Annotated in this window: 20 protein-coding genes; 11 read left to right on the top strand and 9 right to left on the bottom strand. The window is 65.9% G+C overall.

The features are described 5' to 3' along the window. Window positions 1-21 precede the first annotated feature (21 nt). Window positions 22-939 carry a LysR family transcriptional regulator gene (locus OGL93_RS14145; protein ID WP_263263351.1) on the bottom strand — a complete coding sequence of 306 codons (918 nt, stop codon included), beginning with the start codon at window positions 937-939 and terminating at the stop codon, window positions 22-24. A gap of 98 nt (window positions 940-1,037) precedes the next feature. Between OGL93_RS14145 and OGL93_RS14140 the strand changes: the two genes are divergently transcribed. Continuing rightward, a complete protein-coding gene (locus OGL93_RS14140; RefSeq protein WP_263263350.1) occupies window positions 1,038-2,045 on the top strand; it encodes a zinc-binding alcohol dehydrogenase family protein in 1,008 nt (335 codons plus the stop codon). 81 nt (window positions 2,046-2,126) lie between these two features. Here the strand turns inward: OGL93_RS14140 and OGL93_RS14135 are convergent, their stop codons facing one another. The 3 genes from OGL93_RS14135 to OGL93_RS14125 form a co-directional block, all read right to left on the bottom strand. After that, entirely contained in the window at window positions 2,127-2,411 is a 285-nt protein-coding gene (locus tag OGL93_RS14135) for a DUF1652 domain-containing protein (RefSeq protein WP_263263349.1), read from the bottom strand. Window positions 2,412-2,702: 291 nt separating this feature from the next. Then, window positions 2,703-3,206 (bottom strand): nucleoside 2-deoxyribosyltransferase, encoded by a 504-nt coding sequence (locus OGL93_RS14130; protein WP_263263348.1) that lies wholly within the window; start codon window positions 3,204-3,206, stop codon window positions 2,703-2,705. Then, entirely contained in the window at window positions 3,203-4,123 is a 921-nt protein-coding gene (locus OGL93_RS14125; protein WP_263263346.1) for a DUF72 domain-containing protein, read from the bottom strand. Before OGL93_RS14125 ends, OGL93_RS14130 begins: the two co-directional genes overlap by 4 nt. 122 nt (window positions 4,124-4,245) lie before the next feature. Here OGL93_RS14125 and OGL93_RS14120 point away from each other — a divergent pair, with 122 nt between their 5' ends. The 4 genes from OGL93_RS14120 (at window position 4,246) to OGL93_RS14105 (ending at window position 8,212) form a co-directional block, all read left to right on the top strand. Next, the gene (locus OGL93_RS14120; RefSeq protein ID WP_263263345.1) at window positions 4,246-4,671 is read left to right on the top strand and encodes a DUF1810 domain-containing protein; all 426 of its coding nucleotides are present in this window, start codon (window positions 4,246-4,248) and stop codon (window positions 4,669-4,671) included. A 77-nt stretch (window positions 4,672-4,748) separates the two neighbouring features. Further along, entirely contained in the window at window positions 4,749-6,965 is a 2,217-nt protein-coding gene (egtB, locus tag OGL93_RS14115; protein ID WP_263263344.1) for an ergothioneine biosynthesis protein EgtB, read from the top strand. An 88-nt stretch (window positions 6,966-7,053) separates the two neighbouring features. Further along, entirely contained in the window at window positions 7,054-7,275 is a 222-nt protein-coding gene (locus OGL93_RS14110; protein ID WP_263263342.1) for a DUF6555 family protein, read from the top strand. Window positions 7,276-7,417: 142 nt separating this feature from the next. Next, the gene (locus tag OGL93_RS14105; RefSeq protein WP_263263341.1) at window positions 7,418-8,212 is read left to right on the top strand and encodes a transporter substrate-binding domain-containing protein; all 795 of its coding nucleotides are present in this window, start codon (window positions 7,418-7,420) and stop codon (window positions 8,210-8,212) included. A 9-nt stretch (window positions 8,213-8,221) separates the two neighbouring features. On the opposite strand, the gene OGL93_RS14100 is transcribed toward OGL93_RS14105, so the two are convergent. Then, on the bottom strand, window positions 8,222-8,725 hold the full coding sequence (locus OGL93_RS14100) for a hypothetical protein (RefSeq protein ID WP_263263340.1): 504 nt from the start codon (window positions 8,723-8,725) through the stop codon (window positions 8,222-8,224). Window positions 8,726-8,955: 230 nt separating this feature from the next. On the opposite strand from OGL93_RS14100, the gene OGL93_RS14095 reads away from it, so the two are divergent. The 3 genes from OGL93_RS14095 (at window position 8,956) to OGL93_RS14085 (ending at window position 13,795) form a co-directional block, all read left to right on the top strand. After that, window positions 8,956-10,749 carry a di-heme-cytochrome C peroxidase gene (locus OGL93_RS14095; RefSeq protein ID WP_263263339.1) on the top strand — a complete coding sequence of 598 codons (1,794 nt, stop codon included), beginning with the start codon at window positions 8,956-8,958 and terminating at the stop codon, window positions 10,747-10,749. Next, a complete protein-coding gene (locus tag OGL93_RS14090; RefSeq protein ID WP_263263338.1) occupies window positions 10,746-11,927 on the top strand; it encodes a catalase family protein in 1,182 nt (393 codons plus the stop codon). The genes OGL93_RS14095 and OGL93_RS14090 overlap by 4 nt, the downstream gene beginning before the upstream one ends. A gap of 161 nt (window positions 11,928-12,088) precedes the next feature. Next, a complete protein-coding gene (locus OGL93_RS14085; RefSeq protein WP_263263337.1) occupies window positions 12,089-13,795 on the top strand; it encodes an amidase in 1,707 nt (568 codons plus the stop codon). 67 nt (window positions 13,796-13,862) lie between these two features. Here the strand turns inward: OGL93_RS14085 and OGL93_RS14080 are convergent, their stop codons facing one another. Further along, window positions 13,863-14,660: an SDR family oxidoreductase gene (locus tag OGL93_RS14080; RefSeq protein ID WP_263263335.1), complete on the bottom strand. Its 798-nt coding sequence runs from the start codon at window positions 14,658-14,660 to the stop codon at window positions 13,863-13,865. Window positions 14,661-14,723: 63 nt separating this feature from the next. Next, window positions 14,724-15,623 (bottom strand): LysR family transcriptional regulator, encoded by a 900-nt coding sequence (locus OGL93_RS14075; protein WP_263263334.1) that lies wholly within the window; start codon window positions 15,621-15,623, stop codon window positions 14,724-14,726. A 100-nt stretch (window positions 15,624-15,723) separates the two neighbouring features. Between OGL93_RS14075 and OGL93_RS14070 the strand changes: the two genes are divergently transcribed. After that, window positions 15,724-16,806, top strand: coding sequence for an extracellular solute-binding protein (locus OGL93_RS14070; protein ID WP_263263333.1), 1,083 nt, complete (start codon window positions 15,724-15,726; stop codon window positions 16,804-16,806). Between the two features lie 12 nt (window positions 16,807-16,818). Next, window positions 16,819-17,790, top strand: coding sequence for an agmatinase (gene speB, locus OGL93_RS14065; RefSeq protein WP_263263332.1), 972 nt, complete (start codon window positions 16,819-16,821; stop codon window positions 17,788-17,790). A 1,326-nt stretch (window positions 17,791-19,116) separates the two neighbouring features. Here the strand turns inward: speB and OGL93_RS14060 are convergent. Next, window positions 19,117-20,082 (bottom strand): class I SAM-dependent methyltransferase, encoded by a 966-nt coding sequence (locus OGL93_RS14060; protein WP_263263331.1) that lies wholly within the window; start codon window positions 20,080-20,082, stop codon window positions 19,117-19,119. Continuing rightward, the gene (locus OGL93_RS14055; RefSeq protein WP_263263329.1) at window positions 20,079-21,494 is read right to left on the bottom strand and encodes an iron-containing redox enzyme family protein; all 1,416 of its coding nucleotides are present in this window, start codon (window positions 21,492-21,494) and stop codon (window positions 20,079-20,081) included. The genes OGL93_RS14060 and OGL93_RS14055 overlap by 4 nt, the downstream gene beginning before the upstream one ends. Window positions 21,495-21,731: 237 nt before the next feature. Between OGL93_RS14055 and OGL93_RS14050 the strand changes: the two genes are divergently transcribed. After that, window positions 21,732-22,163: a hypothetical protein gene (locus OGL93_RS14050; protein ID WP_263263328.1), complete on the top strand. Its 432-nt coding sequence runs from the start codon at window positions 21,732-21,734 to the stop codon at window positions 22,161-22,163. Window positions 22,164-22,201 lie beyond the last annotated feature (38 nt).

Genomic DNA, 22,201 nt, shown 5'->3' with positions numbered 1-22,201 from the left:
CATCGCCGCTGCGAGCGTTACTTAAAGCTGCGCAGGCGGCGCCGGTAATTGCGCCAGGCACTCGCGCAACCACTGGTGCAGGGCCTGCACCACTGGGGAAAACTGTTGGCGGTGTGGGCACACCAGGTAGAGCGGCACCGCTTCACCGCGCCAGTGTGGCAGCAGCACCTCAAGCCGGCCGGCCTGTACATCCGCGCACACGTCCAACCAGGACTTGCACGCAATGCCCTCACCCGCCACGGCCCAGCGGCGCACCACGTCGGCATCGTCGCTGATCAACGCACCGCCGACGGTGATGTCCTGGCGCATGCCCTCGCCCCGGTAAAACCGCCATTTGGCGTACACGCCATCGCCCAGCACATACAGCAGGCAATGGTGTGCAGCCAGTGCTTCAAGGTTTTCTGGGCGGCCGGCACGGGCCAGGTAGGCCGGCGACGCCACCAGCACGCGGTGATTGGCCGGAGCGAGCGGCAGGGCGATGAAACTGGCGTCGGCCTTGACGGCATACCGGATCGCCACGTCGATGGGGTCGCGGAACACGTCTGTGACCTGATCAGACAGGAACAGCCGTAGGCTGAGCCCGGGATAGGCCCTGCGAAATTCCCCCAGCCAGCCCAGCAGCAGGTTACGCCCCAGGTCCGAGGGCGCCGCCAGGTGCAGATTGCCTTGCAGGGCCTGCCGAGCCTGATGCAACTGCCCGTGCCCTTCCTGCAATGCGTCCAGGGCCTGGCAAGCGAAAGGCAGGTAGTGCTGGCCTTCGGCAGTCAGCCGCAGGCTGCGGGTGGAACGGGCGAACAGGCGGATATCCAGCGCCCGCTCCAGGCGCTTGATCGCCGCGCTGGCTTGGCCTGGCAACAGCCCTGCTTCTCGCGCGGCGTTAGAAAAGCTACCCAGCGCCGCGGTGCGGATAAACAACTTGAGATCATCGAGCCGGACCATTTTCACTCTGGCAGAGAAAGTGTTGCTGGATTTTGCCGGTTTTTCGAAAAACACAAAAGCGCCACCATTGGCCTTTCGAACCCCTGAAGGAAAACCCCATGAAAGCTGTTGCCTATCGCCAAGCCGGCTTGCCCATCGAGCATCCCGATAGCCTGCTCGACATCGAGCTGCCGCAGCCGGTGGCCGGGCCCCAGGACCTGCTGGTGGAAGTCCGCGCCATCGCGGTCAACCCCGTGGACACCAAGGTGCGCGCCGGCATGCAGGTCAGCGAGCCCCGCGTGCTGGGCTGGGACGCAGTAGGCATCGTCCGCGGCCTGGGCGCGGACGTTAGCTTGTTCAAGGTTGGCGATGCGGTGTACTACGCCGGCGCGCTGGAACGCCCGGGCAGCTACAGCCAGTACCAGTTGGTGGACGAACGCCTGGCCGGGCACAAGCCAGCGAGCCTGGGCGACGCCGAGGCCGCCGCGCTGCCGCTGACGACCATCACCGCCTGGGAACTGCTGTTCGATCGCTTGCAGGTGCCCGAAGGCGGCGGCGAGGGCCAGACCCTGCTGGTCACCGGAGCTGCCGGGGGCGTGGGTTCGATGTTGGTGCAACTGGCGCGGCAGCTCACCAGGCTGACCGTGATCGGCTCCGCTTCACGGCCAGAAACCCGGGAGTGGGTCCTGGGGCTGGGCGCCCATCACGTGGTGGACCACAGCCAGCCGCTGGACCAAGGCCTGGCACAGCTGGGCATCGACCAGGTGACCTATGTGGCCAGCCTGACCCACACCGACAACCACCTCCCTGCGCTGGTGAAGGTCCTGCAACCGCAGGGGCGCCTGGCGCTGATAGACGACCCGGCCACGCTGGATATCGTTCCGTTCAAGCGCAAGTCGGTGTCCGTGCACTGGGAGTTCATGTTCACCCGCTCGATGTTCGAGACAGCGGACATGGCGCGCCAACACGAGCTGTTGGAGCGTGTAGCGGCGTTGGTCGACCAAGGGGTGATCAGAACGACCCTGGGTGAGCACTACGGAACCATCAACGCAGCCAACCTGCGCCGCGCGCATGCGGTGATCGAAAGCCATAGGGCTCAGGGCAAGATCGTGCTCGAAGGCTTTTGATAACGCTCGAACAGGAGCGAGAAGCCCGCGAACCGCTTCACCGCGGTGCGCGGGCCTTTACAGATAAGCGCGTGCGCAGGCTTATGCCCGCGCGGTATGCCGGGCAGCGACGGGGCGGCTGGCAATCGATTGTGACCGCTCCAGCTGGGTACGCAGCTCGCCGATCAGGTTGCTGATGTCTCGGCTGCTGGCGAAACGGTCAGTGGATACACCTTCGGCGACCAGATATACCTTGCCGGTGTGGAGGTCTTCGATGCGGATATTCAGGGAGTCGTCCGCGGCGTGTTCGCAGGTGCATGCCAACGGCAAAAAGGCCCTCTCGACGATGCCTCTGATTTCGAGCGGGCTAAGGCCAATAGTTCTCATGGTGGTACTCCTGGGGCAGTGGCCGGGACCGCAAAGGCGGTGAAGCGCAACAGCGCAGCAATCCCCGGGCTTGCTTTGAAGTTATAGCCCCGGCGCCATTGGAGGGCAAACCCCCTCCTGCGCCCACCATGACGTAGATCATTTCATCGCTGTGATTCAGTGCTCGTTCGCGACCAAAACGGGCCGTGGAACCCTTTCAGCAGGCACGTTTCGACTATGATCCAAAATGAGCCGCCTGTCGCAAAAACAGATGGCGCATGAAACACAACCGTGCAAACGCTTTTGGCGCCACTACTTTGCAGCCTCCAGGTAAGCCGCCAGCGCCGCCACACCTTGTTCGGCGGTGGTGCTATAGCCGTGCCAGGCGCAGGCCAGCATCAGGTTTCGGGCAAGGCCGAAGTCCTCCACGGCAAGGCCCTGGGCGTCTCGGCCCGTGGCATCGTGAGGTATTTGCGTCCGTAGATCCCCAGCCGGATCGAACCACGCCCACACCGGTTTTCCCAAAGCCACCGCCATCCCCACTTCGAACACCGTACCCGAGTCCGGCTCGGCGCCCCGGAAGGGGTTGAGATTGGCCAGCAACGCGTCGCTGCGACGGATCAGCCCCACGTTCTGCTGGTAGATCCAGCGCGCTGCCGGCTCGCCTTCCAGCGCTGCTGGCAGGGCATTGTCCAGCGGGTATAGCCCCTCCAGGCCGTGTGCGGCACACAGCGCCTTGAGCTGCACGCCCCGCTCGAACGCGTCGCTACGAAACACATCGAAACCGGCCAGGTAAACGCACGGCCGCGGGCTCACCACATGTCCTCGGCCGGTGGCTCGCCTGGGGTCGTCGCCAGCCCGCCTTCCAGGTCCAGCCGGCGCAACAGGCCACGTGCGTCGTAAGGGGCGCGCACCTTGATGTCGTTATCGAAGAAGCAGAACACGTCACGGCCCTTGCGCGGCCGGGGCTTGGCCTTGCTGAGGGTCCTGGCGTCGGCCGGCTGCCTGCCCTGGCTCCAGCAAGCGATGCGCTGCTGCCAGCGGTCCAGGGCGTCATCCGAGTAGCCGCTTTCATATAACTTCGCGTCGCCGTGCAGGCGGATGTAGACGAAGTCCGCGGTCAGGTCCTCGGCATACGGCCATTTACCGGCGGTATCGGCCACTACCAAGGCTACGTTCTGCCGCCGCAGCATCTGCGCGAAGGCCTCGTTGGCGAAGCTCTCATGGCGGATCTCCACCGCGTGGCGCAGCTTGGCGCGGGTTGGAATGTCCAAGTAGCCAGGTTTGTGCAAGCGGGCGTCCGCGCCTTTGGCCAGTGCCTTGGCCTGCGCCCCGGTGCGGGGAAGCTGGCTGAGGAAGGCTTCGAACCGCTCGGGATCGAAACGGAAGTTGGGCGGGAACTGCCACAGGAACGGCCCGAGCTTTTCTTTAAGCTGAAACACTCCGGAGGCATAAAAGTTGGCCAACGGCACTTCGATATCCCGCAGCCGACGGGTGTGGGTGATGTAGCGCGGCCCCTTGACGCTGAACTTGAAGCCCTTGGGGGTCGCGGCATACCAGTCGGCGTAGCGGTCAGGCGCTTGCAATGCATAGAACGAGCCGTTGATTTCGATGGCACGCACCGCCCGGGAAGCAAATGCCAGTTCGTTGGCCTGGGTCAGCCCCTTGGGGTAGAAATCGCCGCGCCAGGGCGCATAACGCCAGCCGGAGATACCGATTCGAATGTCCGCCACGGGTCGCCGCTCCTCTCGGTTGGATGCTCAATCGGACCGGTGGCGGGCAGCCACGGTTCAACTCACGGAACTCTCAAGGCCACGAATGTCCAGTACTTGAACCCCTGCCAAGCGAGGCCGAGATGAGCGAGCCCTACGACCTGCAACGTTTTCTCGACGCCCAGGCGTCCGTTTATGCCCAGGCGCTGAAAGAACTGCGCGCTGGTCGCAAGAGCAGCCATTGGATGTGGTTCGTGTTTCCTCAATTGCGCGGCTTGGGCCGCAGCGACACGGCGCAGTTCTATGGCATCAGCGGCTCGGCCGAGGCCGTGGCCTACCTCGCTCAGCCTGAACTGGCCGGGCGCCTGCGGGAGTGCTGCGAGGCATTGCTGAGCTTGCGGGGGAAAAGCGCCGAGGCGGTATTTGGCGAACTCGACGCCCTTAAGCTTCACTCAAGCATCACCCTGTTCGCCCGGGCCTCCCATGGCGACGAACTGTTCACGGCGGTGCTCGCGCACTATTTCGCCGGTGAAGAGGATGCCAAGACCCTGGAACTGCTGGAGTCCTGAAACCGTTCAACCAGCATCACCGAGCGAACGCTGCCCCACGCTTCCCATCGTCACCCTCGACGGAGCCGTAGGAACCCATGAGCACCTCCCCCACGCTACTGGCAATGCCCCAAACCGATCCCAGCGCGCTGCGCGAACGCTATCGAACCGTGCGCCAGCACAGCGAGCGGTTGGCGGTACCGCTCAGCGCCGAGGACATGGCCGCGCAGTCCATGGCCGATGCCAGCCCGACCAAGTGGCACCTGGGCCACACCGCCTGGTTCTTCGAGACCTTCCTGCTCACCCCCGGGCTGCCTGGCTACCAGCCGTTCGACCCGGCGTTCGGCTACCTCTTCAATTCCTACTACGAGGCCGTCGGCCCACGCCAGCCCCGGCCACAGCGCGGCATGCTGACCCGGCCCGCGGTCGAGCAGGTGCTCGCCTACCGCAAACACGTGGACGCCCACATGGCGCGCTTGCTTCAAGGCCCGCTCGATGAGCAGCAGCAAGCGTTGATCGAGCTTGGCCTGCAGCACGAACAGCAACATCAGGAACTGATCCTGATGGACATCCTCCACCTGTTCAGCCTGTCCCCGCTGGCGCCGGCTTACAGCGCCGCCTGGCCCAAGGACAGCGCCGGGCGTCGCGGCCGCTATCGTGCCCACGGCGGCGGGCTGCTGGACATTGGCCATGAAGGCGGTGGTTTCGCCTTCGACAACGAAGGCCCGCGGCATCGCCAGTGGCTCGAGCCGTTCGAGATCTGCGACCGCCTGGTGACCAACGGGCAATGGCTGGAGTTCATCGCCGCCGGTGGCTACCGCAACCCGGCGCTGTGGCTGTCCGAAGGCTGGGCCACGGTGCAGGCCCAGGGGTGGGAGGCGCCGCTGTATTGGCGCCCCGTGGCCGAACAACGCCAGGACATCGCCGCTGGCTGGCAAGTCATGACCCTGCGCGGCCTTCAGCCGCTGGACCCTAACTCCGCGGTCAGCCATGTGAGCTACTTCGAAGCGGCCGCCTTCGCCGAATGGGCCGGCGCCAGGCTGCCAAGCGAAGCGGAATGGGAAGTCGCCGCCACGGCCGGGCTGCTCGAGCAAGTGGACAACGTGGCCTGGCAGTGGACCCGCAGCGCGTATGCGCCCTACCCCGGCTTTCGCCCGGCGGCGGGTGCCGTGGGTGAATACAACGGCAAGTTCATGGTCAACCAGCTGATATTGCGTGGTGGTGCCAGCGTGACCCCGCCTGGGCACAGCCGCCCCAGCTACCGCAATTTCTTCCCAGCCAGCGCACGCTGGGCGTTCAGCGGCCTGCGCCTGGCCCGGGACAGTGCCGGTAAACGCCAGCCGGAGCCACCTCGCGGCAGCATGAGCGAAGTGCCGGCGCCCCGTGAAGCAAGCGCCGAGGGCGAAGGCTTCGCCGCACACGTGTTGGCGGCGCTCAATACCCGGCCGCGGCAGCTCTCGCCCAAGTATTTCTATGACGAAGCCGGCTCCTTGCTGTTCGAGGCCATCTGCCGGACCGCCGAGTACTACCCCACCCGCGCCGAAATGGCGCTGTTGCGGGGTTGCGTGGGCGAAATGGCGGCGCTGATCCCCGAGGGCGCCGCGCTGGTCGAGTTCGGCAGCGGCGCCAGCGAAAAAACCCGCCTGTTGCTGGATGCCGCGCCGCAACTGGGGGCTTATGTGCCCATCGACATCTGCCGCGAGGCCCTCGCCGGCGCCTGCGAGCAACTGCGCCAGGCGTACCCGGCCCTGCAGCTGGCCCCGCTGGCAGATGACTTCACTCGCGCGCTGCACCTGCCGGCGCAAGTGGCCCGGCTCCCACGGGTAGGGTTTTTCCCCGGCTCCACCCTGGGCAACTTCACCGCCGAGCAAGCCGCCGCGTTCTTGCGCGGTGCCCGCCGGCTGCTGGGGCGTGACGCGGTGTTCATCATCGGCGTGGACCTGGTCAAGGATCCGGCCATCCTGCGTGCCGCATACGACGACGCCGAACAGGTCACCGCCCGTTTCAATAAAAACCTGCTGGTGCGGATGAACCGCGAGCTGGGCGCGAACTTCAATCTTGAGCACTTTCACCATGAGGCGCGCTGGAACGCCGTTGAGCAACGTATCGAAATGCACCTGGTCAGCGCCTGCGAGCAGCAGGTGACGGTGCACGGCCAGGCGTTCACATTCGCCCAGGGCGAGACGTTGCACACGGAAAACTGCCACAAGTTCACCCCAGCCTCCTTCACTGCCCTTGCCGCGCGCGGCGGCTGGAAGGTCAGCCATCAATGGGTGAGCGAGGCACCTGAAGTGGCGCTGTTCTGCTTGCGCTGACTGGCCCCTGCCAGCCGACCGCCCGCCGCCTGAATGGAATTATTGGCGCGCCAGGCTTTCTCTTGCTGAACAAGGAGGACAATTCCCCATGAACGCAAAACTATTCGTGATCGATTACACCCAGCACGGGGCGGCCAAGTCGTTCATCATTCGCGCTGACAACATGGACAATGCCGAGGCTTGGCACTGGGCAAGTTGCGACGCTGGCGTAGGCCGCATCGGCCGGTTCGGCCTGGAGAAAGTGCGCAAGACCAGCAAGCCCATGGCGGAAAAATTCGGCATCGAATGCGTGGTTTGGCGCCAGGCCTGAAGCGCCCTGCATTCCCACAAGCCCGGCCCATGCCGGGCTTTTTCATGCCCAGTGCAACTGCCGGGCGGTCTTCAAGCGCGTTCGGGGCGCGCCGATATGCTGGGCTCAATCACTGCCTTTTCGCCTAGGGCTGGAGGTCTTCATGCCTGCGTCATTGCGCACCCGTACCACCGCCCTGGCCCTGGGCGTTGTGGTGTCGGTCGCAGCTGCATTGCTTGCCCTTGCGGCCCCTGCCCAGGCGGGCCCGCTGCGGGTGCTTACTGAGGAGCTGCCGCCGTTCAACATGACCGACGGCGGCGAAGTCACCGGGATGAGCACCGAGGTGGTGCGGGCCGTGCTGGCTGAAGCGGGCCTGAGCGCGCGGATCGAGGTCATGCCGTGGGCACGGGCCTATGACCTGGCGCTGCACCAGGACAACGTGCTGATCTACTCCATCGCCCGTACACCGGAACGCGAAACACGCTTCAACTGGGTCGGGATCATCGCCCCCACCCGGTGGAGCCTTTATTCCCGCGCGTCGCGCGGGCTGCAGGTAGATTCCCTGGAAGCCGCCCGCGCCTACCAGATCGGCACCGTCAACGAGGACGCCGGCGAGCAATACCTCAAGCAAAAGGGGTTCAGCCTGGGCCACGGGCTGCAGTCGAGCATCCGCTACGAGCTCGGCTACCAGAAGCTGATGCAAGGCCATGTGGACCTGTGGATCGCCAACGACCTCAACGCCGATTACATCGCCCGCCGGCTAGGCGATGACCCGGAAAAAACCCTGCGGGTGAGCGTGCCTCTGACCGACATCAGCCAGGGCGAAGGCCTGGAGATGGCGTTCAGCCTGGGCACCCCTGCCGAAACCGTTGAGCGGGCTCGCGCCGCACTGGCGACGGTACGCGCCAATGGCATCTACGATGCCATCGCGCGCAAGTGGAACGCTCACGCCCAATAGCCATGGCACTCAGAACAGGTAGGGGTGATGCTCCGGCAGTTCGCCGGTCTCCAGCGCCGCCCTCAGCTGCTGCGGGTGGAACACCCAGGCCTGGCGGTCGAACGCCTGCTGCAGGTCGCGCCAGCGCACCCGTGGCCCACAGCAGCAGAACTCCAGCTGGCGCTGCAAGGCCGGCACCACATGCAGGCCTTTTTCCGAGGCCAGCAGCTCGAGGGGGAAGCGTTCCGCGGCGGTGAAGCCAAGGAAGTAGATCCGCGGGCTGACCCCACCGGCGATCCGCGCCAACGGATCGGGTGCCAGCCGCGCCTGGCCCTTGTTCAGCCAATCGCCGCCGGCGTGCACGGTCACGATCCGCGCCTTGGAGAAGCTGGCGAATGCGCCGGTGCGCTCGCGGCCCTGCAGTGCCAAGTGGTTCTGCTGCCAATAGAGCAAGGTGTGCTCGCTGATTTCGCCGCCCTTGCTCCGATAGGCGAAGCTGATCGGTGGCGCCTGGCGGCGATTGTAGTAACGCATGTCCATGCCGGTGTGCACGCCTGATGTGGGATCCAGATACCACGGTATAGGTCGCTCGGGCCGGCTTTCAAACGGGCGGCGCCTTAAATACCTGTATGAAAAATTACCCATCAGCCTGCATCCGGCGCACTGCGGTGAGTGCCGATTGAGTGACCGTACAGCGAATAGCAACTTGCCAGTACCCTAACCGATCAGGCATAAAGGCGCCGATTTCACCAAGGATGGCACCCATGCGCTACGTTTCCCGCCTGCTTTGCGCCCTGCTCCTCGCCCTGCTGGCCGTGGTTGCGGTGGTGCTGTATTTCATCGCCTGGCCGAACCTGCCGGCCTATAGCCCGCCAGCGCAGATCCACTATCTGCCGCAGTGGAGCGATGCCGACCGCGAGCTTTACTACTCCACCCCCCAGGGCACCCAGGTTAAAGGGCTGCGCTACCAGTGGTTCACCGCCCTCGAACAGCCCTTTTCGGCCACGCCGTTCGCGCTCCAGGCCAACCTGGGCCGCTTTGGCTTTCTGTTCGATGGCCAGCCACCGGTAGCCAACACCGGCAAGCTGCCGGTGGGCTTTACCCAGCACTTGAACCCCGCCGACGGCCAGCGCTACCTGGATATCACCTGCGCTGCCTGCCACACCGGAGAGCTGCGCTACAACGGCACCGCGGTACGGATCGACGGCGGCACCGCCCAGCATGTGCTGCCTTCCACCGTGCCCACCCTGCGGGGCGGCAGCTTCGGCCAGGCGTTGGTCGCCAGCCTGGCGGCCACCGCCTACGTGCCCTGGAAATTCGACCGCTTCGCCCGCAAGGTGCTCGGCGATACCTACCCACAGGGCAAGGACGAACTGCGCGGCGAGCTGCGCCAGGCCTTGTTCACCTTCCTGCGCGCCGCCTGGAACGACACCCATCGTGGGCTCTATCCTGTGCAGGAAGGCCCCGGGCGCACCGATGCCTTCGGCCGGATCGCCAATGCCACCTTCGGCGACGCCTTGACCCCGGCCAATTACCGCCCAGGCAACGCCCCGGTGGATTACCCGCAGCTGTGGGACATCTGGACCTTCGACTGGGTGCAGTGGAATGGCTCGGCGCAGCAGCCCATGGCCCGCAACATTGGGGAGTCTCTGGGCGTAGGGGCCACCCTGGCGTTCCGGGACGACGCCGGGCAAATGCGCACCGGCATCGATCGTTACCCCTCCAGCGTGCGGGTGGAGGACCTGGCGCGGATCGAAGAAACCCTGCAACGGCTCGCTCCACCCGCGTGGCCCGAGGACGTGCTCGGCCCCGTGAACCTGCCACTAGCAAGCCAGGGCCGGGCGCTGTTCACGGAAAACTGCGCCGGCTGCCATGTGCCTGCGCAGCGCATGGAAAACGGCCGCCCGGTGGCCACGCTGCACATGCTACCCACCAACGTGATCGGCACCGACCCTACCGCCGCCGATAATATCGCCGACCACCGCTTCGACCTCTCGGCGCTGCAATGGTCGGCCGAGGACCTGGCCGCGCTGGACGTCAACCCCAAGCCCGCAAACCTGGACCTACACAGCGTGTCCGTAGCCATGGGGCTGGCTTGGGTCACCGCGTTCGTGGAGCAGCGCGCCTACGCGGACGCCGGCATCGGGCCCGAGCAACAAGGCCGCATGAACGGCTTCGACCTGCCCATCGGCGTGCGCGAGCTGCGTGCGTACAAGGCGCGCCCACTGGCCGGGGTATGGGCTACCCCGCCGTTCCTGCACAACGGCTCGGTGCCAACGCTTTACCAGATGCTGTCACCCCAGGATGAACGCGACACCACCTTCTACCGTGGCACCTTCGAGTACGACCCCCGGCACCTCGGCTACCAGACCGCGGCCTTCCCCGGCGGCTTCCTCTACGACACCCGCATCACCGGCAACCGCAACAGCGGCCATGAATTCCGTGACGGCCCGCGCGGCAACGGGGTGATCGGCCGGCTGCTGCAACCACAAGAACGCTGGGCACTGCTCGAATACCTGAAAGTCCTCGGTGGCCCGCTGGAGAATCGCCTGCCATGACCGAACGCACATTGTTTATCTCGCGCAAGGGCGGCCGCGCCGTCGCCTTCTGGCTGTGGCTGGGGCGCTTCCTGGCACGCGCCCTGCTGGTGTTGGCCGTGCTCGGCCTGCTGGGTTGGGGCGGCGCCAGCCTGTGGTATGCCTGGCGCTTCTCGGGCCCGGTAGCCTCCGTTGAACAGGTGCCGCCTGGGGAAGCTGCCATGACCCAGGACATCATTCAGACCGCCATCCGCATCGTCGACAGGTTCCGCACCGACACCCGCTACCTGCGCGATGCCCACGCCAAGGCGCACGGCTGCCTGCGCGGCGAGGTGAGCGTGGCGGCAGACCTGCCCGAACCTTGGCGCCAGGGCGTGTTCAGCGAGCCCGGCAAGGCCTGGCAGGCGTGGGTGCGGTTGTCCAACGGCAACGCCTACCCGCAGTTCGACAACATCTCCGATGCCCGCGGCATGGCGATCAAGCTGCTGGACGTGCCTGGCGCTCAGTTGCTGGCCAGCCAACAGGCACGCCACGAACAAGACTTCGTGATGTTCAACCACCCCAACTTTTTCGTCGGCGACGTGGCCGAGTACCGGCAGAACATCGCCGCTCAGGCCGAGGGCAAGAAGGCCATGGCGTTCTTCCCAGGCTGGGACCCGCGCACCTGGCAGGTACGCCACCTGTTCATCGCCCTGGCCACGCTGAGCAAGGCACCGGACAGCCCCGTGGACGCTACCTATTACTCGGTGGCGCCCTACCGCTTCGGCAATGCCAATGCCAAGTTCCGGGTAATTCCGGAGCCCTCGGCTTGCCCGGCCTACAGCCTGCCCGCGATGAACCGCGACCAGCCTAACTTCCTCCGGGACGCGCTTTACCAGCAGCTGTCTACCGACCGGCAACCCGCCTGCTTCGCCCTCCAGGTGCAGCTGCAGGACGCCAGCCGCTACATGCCGCTGGAAGACACCAGCGTGCAGTGGAAAGAAAGTGACTCAGCCTTCCATACGGTCGCTCATCTGCGCGTGCCTGCGCAGGATTTCGACACGCCTGAGCAAAACCTCGCCTGCGACAACATGCGCTTCAGCCCCTGGCATGGGATCGAGGCGCACCAGCCGCTAGGCGGCATCAACCGCCTGCGCAAGGCGGTTTACGAAGCCGTGGCCGACTACCGCAACGCACGCAACGCACAGGCGCAGCCCTGAGGTTAGCGGGCTGTCGCCCGCGCCTATCGGAAGCCCTCACGGTAGGCGTAAGCGCAGCTCGCTGAGCAGGAATCGTTAAAAATAATAGACAGGGACTGGCGGCCCGGCTCGGGCCTTGCCAGAATGGCGCCCCTGTACCGACAACAACAATGGCGCTGAGCATGATCGAAGTCACCGAAGTTTCCATTGCCGACCTGCGCGCGGCGCTCGAAGCGGGCCAAACCACCGCTGTCGAGCTGGTTCAAGCCTACCTGGCGCGGATCGACGCCTATGACGGCCTAGACACCCCCACCGCGCTCAACGCCGTGGTGGTGCGCAACCCCGAGGCGCTCAAGGAAGCACAGGCTTCCGATGCCCGTCGCGCCCGGGGCGAAACCCTCAGCCCGCTCGATGGCATTCCCTATACCGCCAAGGACAGCTACTTGGTCAAGGGCCTGACCGCGGCCTCCGGCAGCCCCGCCTTCGCCAAGCTGGTGGCGCACCGCGACGCGTTCACCATCGAACGCCTGCGGGCCGCCGGGGCAATCTGCCTGGGCAAGACCAACATGCCGCCAATGGCCAACGGCGGCATGCAGCGCGGCGTTTATGGCCGGGCCGAAAGCCCGTATAACGCCGCCTACCTCACCGCGCCCTTCGCCTCCGGCTCTTCCAACGGCGCGGGCACCGCTACCGCCGCCAGTTTCTCTGCCTTCGGCCTGGCCGAAGAAACCTGGTCCAGCGGTCGCGGCCCTGCCTCGAACAACGGCCTGTGCGCCTATACCCCTTCGCGCGGGGTGATCTCGGTGCGTGGCAACTGGCCGCTCACCCCGACCATGGACGTGGTGGTGCCGTTCGCACGCACCATGGCCGACCTGCTTGAGGTGCTGGATGTGATCGTCGCCAACGACCCGGACACCCGCGGCGATCTCTGGCGGTTGCAACCCTGGGTACCCATCCCCGCCGCCTCCGCCGTGCGCCCCACCTCGTACCCGGCGTTGGCCGCTGGCGCCCAGGCGTTGGCTGGCAAGCGCTTCGGTGTGCCGCGCATGTACATCAACGCCGACCCAGAAGCCGGCACCAGCGAAAACCCCGGCATCGGTGGCCCGACCGGCCAACGCATCAACACCCGCGCCTCGGTGATCGCCCTGTGGGAAGCGGCACGCCAAGCGCTGGAAGCCGCGGGCGCCGAAGTGCTCGAGGTGGACTTCCCGCTGGTGTCCAATTGCGAAGGCGACCGGCCCGGCGCGCCGACGGTATTCAACCGCGGCCTGGTGTCTAAGGAATTTTTACACCACGAACTGTGGGACCTGACCGCCTGGGCGTTCGATGACTTCCTCCAGGCCAACGGAGACCCTGCCTTGAACCGGCTGGTGGACGTGGATGGCCCGCAGATCTTCCCTCACGACCCTGGCACCCTGCCCAACCGTGAAGGCGACCTGGCTGCCGGCATGGACGAGTACGTGCGCATGGCCGAGCGCGGTATCACTCCGTGGGACCAGATCCCTACCGTGCCCGATGGCTTGCGTGCGCTGGAGCAGACCCGTCGCATCGACCTGGAAGACTGGTTGACCGCGCAAGGCCTCGATGCAGTGCTGTTCCCCACCGTGGCAGACGTGGGCCCGGCGGACGCCGACGTCAACCCGGCCTCGGCAGACATCGCCTGGAGCAATGGCATCTGGGTCGCCAACGGCAACCTCGCCATCCGCCACCTGGGCGTGCCCACGGTCACCGTGCCCATGGGCGTGATGGCCGACATCGGCATGCCGGTGGGGCTTACCTTCGCCGGCCGTGCCTACGACGACTCGAACCTGCTGCGCTTCGCCGCCGCTTTCGAAGCGACCGGCAGCCAGCGGCGTGTGCCGCCGCGCACCCCGCCGTTGGGGGCGTAACCCAGAGCAGCAGGAGCGGCCGGGCTGGGCTAGCCCGAGCCGCCCCCTGTGGCAGTTGGCGGGCGGGTCAGTTCTGCACTGCCTGCACAGACCCGCCATCGACCCGCAAGTTGGCGCCGTTGATAAACGAGCCACGTGCCGATACCAGCAGCGCGATGGCCGCGGCGACTTCCTCGGGCTGGCCACGGCGTTGCTGCACGATGCCCGGCCGTTCGTTTTCCAGAAAGCTTTTGACCGCCTGTTCAACGCTCACGCCCAGTTCTTCGGCGCGCTGCGCCATCATGCCGTCGGTCATGCCGGTTTCGATGAACGCCGGCGCCACGGTGTTGCACAGCACCCCGTGGGCGGCTTCCTTGTACGAGAGGTTCTTGATGAACGCGCTCAGGGCCGCCTTCGCCACGTTGTAGGTGACCTCCTCCCAATACGGTTGCACGGCATTTTCCGAAGTGATGCAGACGAAACGCCCCCAGCCTCTGCCGCGCATGGCCGGGAGGGTCGCGCGGGCGATTCGCACCGCCGAGAAGAAGTCTGTGGCCCAGGCCTCTTGGTAGTCCGCGTCGCTCAGCTGCAGCGGGTCGCCCTTGGCGCCAGTGACGCCCGCGGCGTGCACCACGATGTCCACCTGGCCAAAACGCGCCTTGGCCTGTTCGACCAGTGCGTCGATGGCTGCCTGGTCGGTGATGTCGGCCACAACACTCAACGCCTCGCCAGGCAGCCCTGCGCCCAGCTGCTCCAGGCCTTCGCCGTCGCGGTCCGTCAGCACCAGGCGCACGCCTTCCTCGCTCAACAGCCGGGCCGTGGCCTGGCCGATGCCACCACTGGCACCGGTGATCAGCGCCACACGCCCTTTGATTCCTAGATCCATAGCGGCCTCACGGGTTGAAATTCGAAATGGTTCGCGCGGCGCGGGCGCGCCGAGAAGGCGCCTCTAGCATGCCCCGAAGGTCACCAGCAGGTCCTGCTCGAACGCTTGCCGCGCCTCGCTGGCGGCCTGGCCTCGGCGCCCGGCAAGGTAGAACGGCACCTCGATCACGCCTTGCGGGTCGGCCAGCCGCCGTAGCAAACCGTTTGACACCCACGGCGCCGCATAGTGGCAAGGGAGGTAACCGATGTGCTTGCCCGACAGGATGAATGCCAACGTGCCCTCGACCTGCTCCGAGCGCGCCGAACTGTTGCCCATCACCTGCGCATCCGGGTTCTGCGGAAAGCGATAAGGGTGTTCGACGCAGTCCGCGAGCCGTAGCAGCTCTCCGATATCACCCTCGGCGCTGGCCAAGGGGTGCCCCTGGGCGCAATACAGCGCCTGCTCTTCCCAGAACAGGGGCCGGTAGTCGAAAGCGGTCTGGCCTTTGAAGAAATAACCGATGGCCAGGTCCAGCCGCTGCTCCAGCAACAGCCGTTCCATGTCCGCCGGCATGGTGCTCAGCAGTTCGATGCGCACCGATTCATCGCGCTGGCGGAACCGCCCTACTGCCTCGCCCAGGCGCTGGATGACGGCAGGGGCCAGGGCTTCGGAAAAGCCCAGGCGCACCTCGCCCAGCAAACGCCCCGCCACGCCATTGGATTGCTGGCGAAACTGTTCGATGGCCGCGAACAGCTCGCGCGTGGACAACAGCAAGCGCTCGCCCTTGCTGGTCAACCTGAACCCAGCCTTCCCCCGGCTGCACAGCCGGTAGCCGAGGCGGGTCTCGAGCCGCGCCATCTGCTGGCTGATAGTGGGCTGGCTGAGGCCCAGCACCCCTTGCGCGGCGCTGAACCCTCCTGCCTCGGCCACACTCACGAACAAGCGAAGGTGTTGCAGATCCAGATCGTGCAATTGGCCCAACATCAAACATTGCTCCGCATGAATGTCAGCTTGCTGACGTTGATATTTTTCCAATTTAAACCCCAGGCCATGATCGCCGCACCTCCTTCCTCGGATAACCGCCATGCGCACTTGGTTATTGCCCACACTGCTCGCCTTTGCCTTGCCCCTCCATGCCGAGGACAAGGTGGTCAACCTCTACAGCTGGGCCGACTACGTAAGCCCTGCAACGCTTGAACGCTTCGAGCACGAGACCGGCTACCGGGTACACCTGGACACCTTCGACTCCACCGAGGTGCTGGAAACCAAGCTACTCACCGCGGGCGGCAGTTACGACGTGGTGGTGCCTTCGGCCAGTATGCTCACCCGCCTGCTCAAGGCCGGGGCGTTGCAGCCCACCGATCAGCAGGCCATGCCGGGTTACCAGGCGCTGGACAGCGACCTGCTCGGAAAGCTGGCCGCGATCGACCCGGGGAACCAACATGCGGTGCCCTACACCTGGGGCACCCTGGGGCTAGGGCTGAACGTGCAGGCAGTCGAAAAGCGCTTGCCCGGCGTGCCGCTCGACAGCCTCGACCTGCTGTTCAAGCCGGAGTACGCGAGCAAGCTCGCCGATTGCGGCATCTCGTTGATCGACTCCCCCCAGGAAGTGATCGGCCTGGCCCTCCATTACCTCGGCAAGGACCCCTACTCCAAAACCAAGGCAGACCTGGACGCTGCCGGCGCGTTGCTGCATGGCCTGCAGCCCTACGTGAGTTATGTTGCCAACGGCCGGCAGATCAATGACCTGGCCACCGGCGACACCTGCCTGGCCCTGACCTACAACGGCGACGCCGCCACCGCCGCCGACCAGGCGCGCAAGGCCGGCCGGCCTTACCAAGTGCAGTACCGTATTCCCCGCGAGGGCACATTGGTGTGGCAGGACAACTTGGCGATTCCCAAGAGCGCGCCACACCCTGAGGCGGCGAAGGCCTTGATTGCCTTCCTGCTGCGCCCGGAATCGTTGGCCGACCTCACCAACACGCTGTTCTTCGCCAACGCCAACACACAGGCTACGGCGCTGGTGGACGCGGCCATCCGCACCGATCCCAACCTCTACCCACCCAGCGACCTGCGCCAACGCTTGTATGCCGACCAAAGCATGAGCTTGGACGCAATGCGCCAGCGCACTCGACTGTGGACCGCCTTCCGAAGCCGCGAACAATAAGGAAACCTCACCATGGAACAAGCCTTGAACAACGACCAGGCCATCACCCGCGGCAGCCTCTATGGCACGGCGGCAGAGAGCACCTACAGCGGCATCACCAGCTTTATGCGCCGGCGCTACAGCCGTGATCTGGCTGGCGTGGACGTGGTGGTCAGCGGCGTGCCGTTCGACACCGCCACCAGCAACCGCCCCGGCGCCCGCTTCGGACCGCGCGGCATCCGCGCCGCGTCGGTGCAGTCGGCCTGGGCGCGGCACTGGCCATGGACGTTCGATCCCTTCGACCAACTGGCGGTGATCGACTACGGCGATTGCAGCTTCGACCACGGCCAACCAGACACTGTGCCGGCGAGCATCCAACGGCACGCCGAGCACATTCTCGGCGCCGGCTGCGCGATGCTGACCCTGGGCGGCGACCACTTCATCACCTATCCCTTGCTCAAGGCCCATGCCAGGGTCCACGGGCCGCTGTCGCTGATTCACTTCGATGCCCATAGCGACACGTGGCCCGATGAAGGCTGCCAGCGCATCGACCACGGCACCATGTTCTATCACGCCGCCCGCGAGGGGCTGGTTGCGCCCGAGCGCTCGGTGCAGATCGGCCTGCGCACCACCAACGACGACACCCTGGGCTTCCAGGTGCTGGATGCCCGCCAGGTTCATCGCCGGGGCGTGGATGCAATCATCGAGGCGATTCGCGCCCGGGTGGGCGACCACCCGGTGTACCTCACCTTCGACATCGACTGCCTGGACCCCGCCTTCGCCCCTGGCACCGGCACGCCGGTGTGCGGCGGCCTGAGCACGGTACAAGCGCTGGAAATCCTCGGGGGGCTTCGCGGCATCAACCTGATAGGTATGGACGTGGTAGAAGTGGCCCCGGCCTACGACAGCGCCGAAATCACCTCGCTGGCCGCGGCAGCGCTGGCGATGGAGATGTTGTGTTTGTATGCAGTGGCCAAAGATGCCCGAACCCCGGTTGACCGTTAAATCCAACACACCCAGCTGCCAAGCCAAGCGCCGCCCCCTGTAGGAGCCAGCAAAGCTGGCGAACCTGGGCTTACTCCCTGAACCCGGCGTACCTGGTTCCCGGGCTTCGCCCGGTCCCACAAAGCAGGTGGCAGCTGATCCCTAAACCCGGTACATCCGGCCGCCAAGCCAGGCGCCTGAACCCCGTAGGAGCCAGCAACGCTGGCGAACCTGGTCTTAGCCGCTGACTTCGGCAGGCAGAGTTCCCGGGCTTCGCCCGGTCCCACAGGGTAGGTTGCCGCTTACCCCTAAATCCAGCACACCCAGCTGCCAAGCCAAGCGCCGACCCCTGTAGGAGCCAGCAACGCTGGCGAACCTGGTCTTAGCCGCTGGCTTCGGGCAAACAGGGTTCCCGGGCTTCGCCCGGTCCCACAGGGCGGGTGGCGGCAGCTTATCGCTGAATCCAGCACACCCAGCTGCCAAATCAGGCGCCTGAACCCTGTAGGAGCCAGCAACGCTGGCGAACCTGGGGCTTACACGCTGACTTCGGCAGGCAGGGTTCCCGGGCTTCGCCCGGTCCCACAAGGCGGGTGGCGGCAGCTTATCGCTGAATCCGGCACACCGAGCTGCCAAATCCGGCGTTTGAACCCTGTAGGAGCCAGCAACGCTGGCGAACCTGGTCTTAGCCGCTGGCTTCGGGCAGGCAGGGTTCCCGGGCTTTGCCCGGTCCCACAAGGCGGGTGGCGGCAGCTTATCGCTGAATCCAGCACACCCAGCTGCCAAATCAGGCGCCTGAACCCTGTAGGAGCCAGCAACGCTGGCGAACCTGGTCTTAGCCGCTGGCTTCGGGCAGGCAGGGTTCCCGGGCTTTGCCCGGTCCCACAAGGCGGGGGGCGGCGGCTTATCGCTGAATCCAGCACACCGAGCTGCCAAATCCGGCGTTTGAACCCTGTAGGAGCCAGCAACGCTGGCGAACCTGGGGCTTACACGCTGACTTCGGCAGGCAGGGTTCCCGGGCTTTGCCCGGTCCCACAGGGCGGGTGGCGGCGGCTTATCGCTGAATCCAGCACACCCAGCTGCCAAATCAGGCGCCTGAACCCTGTAGGAGCCAGCAGAGCTGGCGAGCCTGGGCTTACACGCTGACTTCGGCAGACAGGGTTCCCGGGCTTCGCCCGGTCCCACAAGGCGGGTGGCGGCAGCTTATCGCTGAATCCAGCACACCCAGCTGCCAAATCAGGCGCCTGAACCCTGTAGGAGCCAGCAACGCTGGCGAACGTGGGCTTAGCCGCTGACTTCGGCAGACAGGGTTCCCGGACTTCGCCCGGTCCCACAGAGCGGATGCGAAGCCTACGCGCGCGTGGCTTCCAGCACTACCACGGCGATACGCTCGGCGCTGGCATACCCTGGCAGCACCAGGTCTTCGCCGAACACGTCGGGGTCTATTTCCGCGTAACGCCACTGGCCTTCGAAACCTTCGAGCACGTCCCTGGCACCGGTCAGGAACGGGTCTTCCCCGCCCACGATTGCAACGCCGGTGTACAGCAGCAGCGTTCCGCCGGGGGCGAGCCGCGGAAGGGCTTCGCTGAGGATGCGCAAGGACAACCCGCTGCCCAGGCCGCTGCCGCCGTCGCGGTAGGCGCGGCCCTTCGGGTCCTGCATGTAAGGCGGGTTGGCGACGATCAGGTCGAAGGCGCCGGGCAAGTCACGCAGCACGTCGCTCGCCTGCCCGCGCAGGTTGCCGGCGCCAGCGAGTTCCGCGTTGACCCGGGTCAGGGCCAGCGCGTGGGGGTTGATATCGGTGCCCCACACCTCGGCGTGTGGGCAGGCCTTGGCGATCACCAGGGCGCCGGCACCGCTGCCGCAGCCGATGTCCACCGCGCGCGCCGGCGCTGCGGGGCGCTGCAGCAGGTGCTGGCCGATGGCGCGGGCGAACCGGTAGGTATCCGGGCCGAAGAACACCGCGTCCGCCGCGTCGGTGGGATAGCCGGAGTGCAGCAGCCGCTCGTTGCCCAAGCTCGAACACCGCAGTTCGCTGCGCCAGAAACCGGGCGTCTCCGCCACCACCACCCCGGCCTCCTGCAATGCCTCGAGCAACGGCGCCGGCAATAGCTCGGCCGCAAAGGGCCGGTTCCAGCCGAAGGCATCGCGCAGGTCGGCGGCGGGGCCAGGGTGGCGGTCCAGGTTGCGTTGATGGGTCAGTGGCGTGGGCGTGATGAACTGATAGCCCTGCTGGGCCAACCAGCGGCCCAGGGCGAGCAACGCGGCGCCCTCCTCGCGCTGTTCGGCAGGGGCGAAGCCTTGCGCCACGTTCACCGGCTGATCCCTGGCTCGCCGGCAAGCTCCCGGGCGTAAAGCCGCGTGGCATAGAGCCCGGCGGGGGTCGCGTGGCACTGCGGCGCCAGGAACGGCAGCAAGCGCTGCAAGCGTGGCGTTGGCCCGGCATGGCCTATCGCGGCCTGCACCTCGGCGCGTTCCTCCACGCTAGGCCCACCGGCCTGCGCCAGAGACGTCGCCAACGGATGCTCGCGGAACTTGCTGCGAAATGGGTTGGTGCTACCGCGGCGCTGGCCAGCTTCGGGCACGAAGCCATCGGCGATCCAGTCGGCCAGCAGTTGTTTTTCATAGGCGCTGAACACCCCGAACATTGCCGCGCCGGGCCCGTCGATCAACTGCCAGAAGCGGCTCTCGGCCGGGTCGGCCTTGCGCTTGATCCAGCCCTTGCGCTCCAACGCGGACAGGAACGGGCGGATGCCGCCCGGCTCGGCCAGCCACTGGTTGACGGTACGGCCCTCGATCTTGCAGTAGTCCGAATGCATGTGCTGGGCGAAGGTTTGCTTACGCTCGAACATCGCCACCAGTTCTTCATCGAGGTCGAAGGCCGCGATGGTTGCCTGGGTGCCGGTGCCCAGTTCATTGAGCTGATAACCGGCGCGCACGCGCTCGATAAATGCCGCCTGGCCGCTGGCCGGCAACAGCTCGCGCAGGCTCTGCGCGGCCCGGTGGGCGTGGCCGGTGCTGGCATTGTCGATGGTCACGTGCAGGGTGAAGTAATACGGGTCGATGCCCAGCTCGTTCAGTTCGAACGAGGTGATCAACAGATGCAGCGGCAACTGTTCGTAGCCCAGGTTGAAGCCGATCACCTCCGGCAACAGGTCTTGGCCCAGAGCCCCAAGCGCCAGCTGGATGGCGCCTTGCACGTAATAGCTGTCGTCGAGGTCGCCCTGCTGCTCGCACTCCAGGTCCGCGATCAGCTTGCGGTAGAGCACCACATGATTCTGCGCCGGCTCGCCGTCGCCGAGTTCTTCCAGATAGGTGCGGATCAACCCATGGTAACGCCCGTCCGCCCAATGGCTGAGGGTGCTGTACAGCCAGGCACCGTCGACCAGCTTGGTGGGTGCCACCGCGCGCAGGAAGAACAGCGCGTGGGAGCGGTTACTGAAAAACCGCCGAGGCGCGCCCGCATGGCGTGCCTTGAGGTACCCCGCGTACTGCTCGGCCACCCTGGCGGCATTATCGGCCACCCACTGCTCAAGCTGGTCGAGGTCGGCTGGCAGGCCACCGGGCAGCTGCGCCGCTTCGTCCAGGCGATCGCCCAGGTACAGCCGCGCGGCTTCCAGGGTGTCTTCCCCTGGTTGGCGCATCAGTGCTTGATAGAGTTCCCGGGCCGGCGTCGCGGCCAGGTGGGGGCGGGCGTTCGAGCAGGCAAGGTTTTGCAAGGCAGTCATAGAACAACTCGAATACGTTTTGTCGTGCAGGTTCGAGCACCGCCGCCTTGAAGAATTCCTTGGCCCGGGCAAGAAGGCAGATGAATGGCCGGCTTTCAATCGAAACAGCGAAGGCAACCGGCGCCGATCGGGCACAACCCTACCTTGTGGCTGCCGCTGGACGTTCGTGGCGGCAGCGGCCAGCAACCTCTGCTAAGGTGGCGCCCCGAACCACTGCCAACACATAGGGGAGCCGCCTTGGCCTCGCAAGAAAAACTCACCGCTGACCTTTTCGAAGTAGACAAGCGCCTGTCCCTCAAGCCGGTCGCCGACTTCAACGCCTACCTGCGCGCGGCCTTCGGCGATGGCGCCTGTACCTGCGTTCGTTGCCAGCAAAGCGGCGGCCTGGATGCCGGTTACACCCACCGCCACACTTTTGAGTTCGATGGTGCCCAAGGCCACCGCCGCTTTGCCAACACCAGCGCCAGTGACGTGCTGCTGGCGCTGAAGAAAGCCTGGTTGTCCTATACCAAGGCAGACTTGCCGCTTAGCGGCAACCTTGACCTGGACACCCTGCGCGGCTTCGTTGAGCCTGCCCTGCACAACCGGCTATTGCCACTGTTGTCGGCCAGCGGCCTGGCCAGGGCAGTGGAAGGTGGGTGGGTGCTGGTGGTGCCGGACGAGGCGTAACGCCATGGCTCGCGCCAGCGCAAGAAGGTGGGTAGATC

Origin of the sequence: Pseudomonas sp. RIT-PI-S (assembly GCF_025642975.1) — a bacterium.
GTDB lineage: Bacteria > Pseudomonadota > Gammaproteobacteria > Pseudomonadales > Pseudomonadaceae > Aquipseudomonas.
The sequence above is the reverse complement of the archived record's forward strand: the minus strand, read 5'-3'. Positions and strand labels throughout refer to the sequence as shown.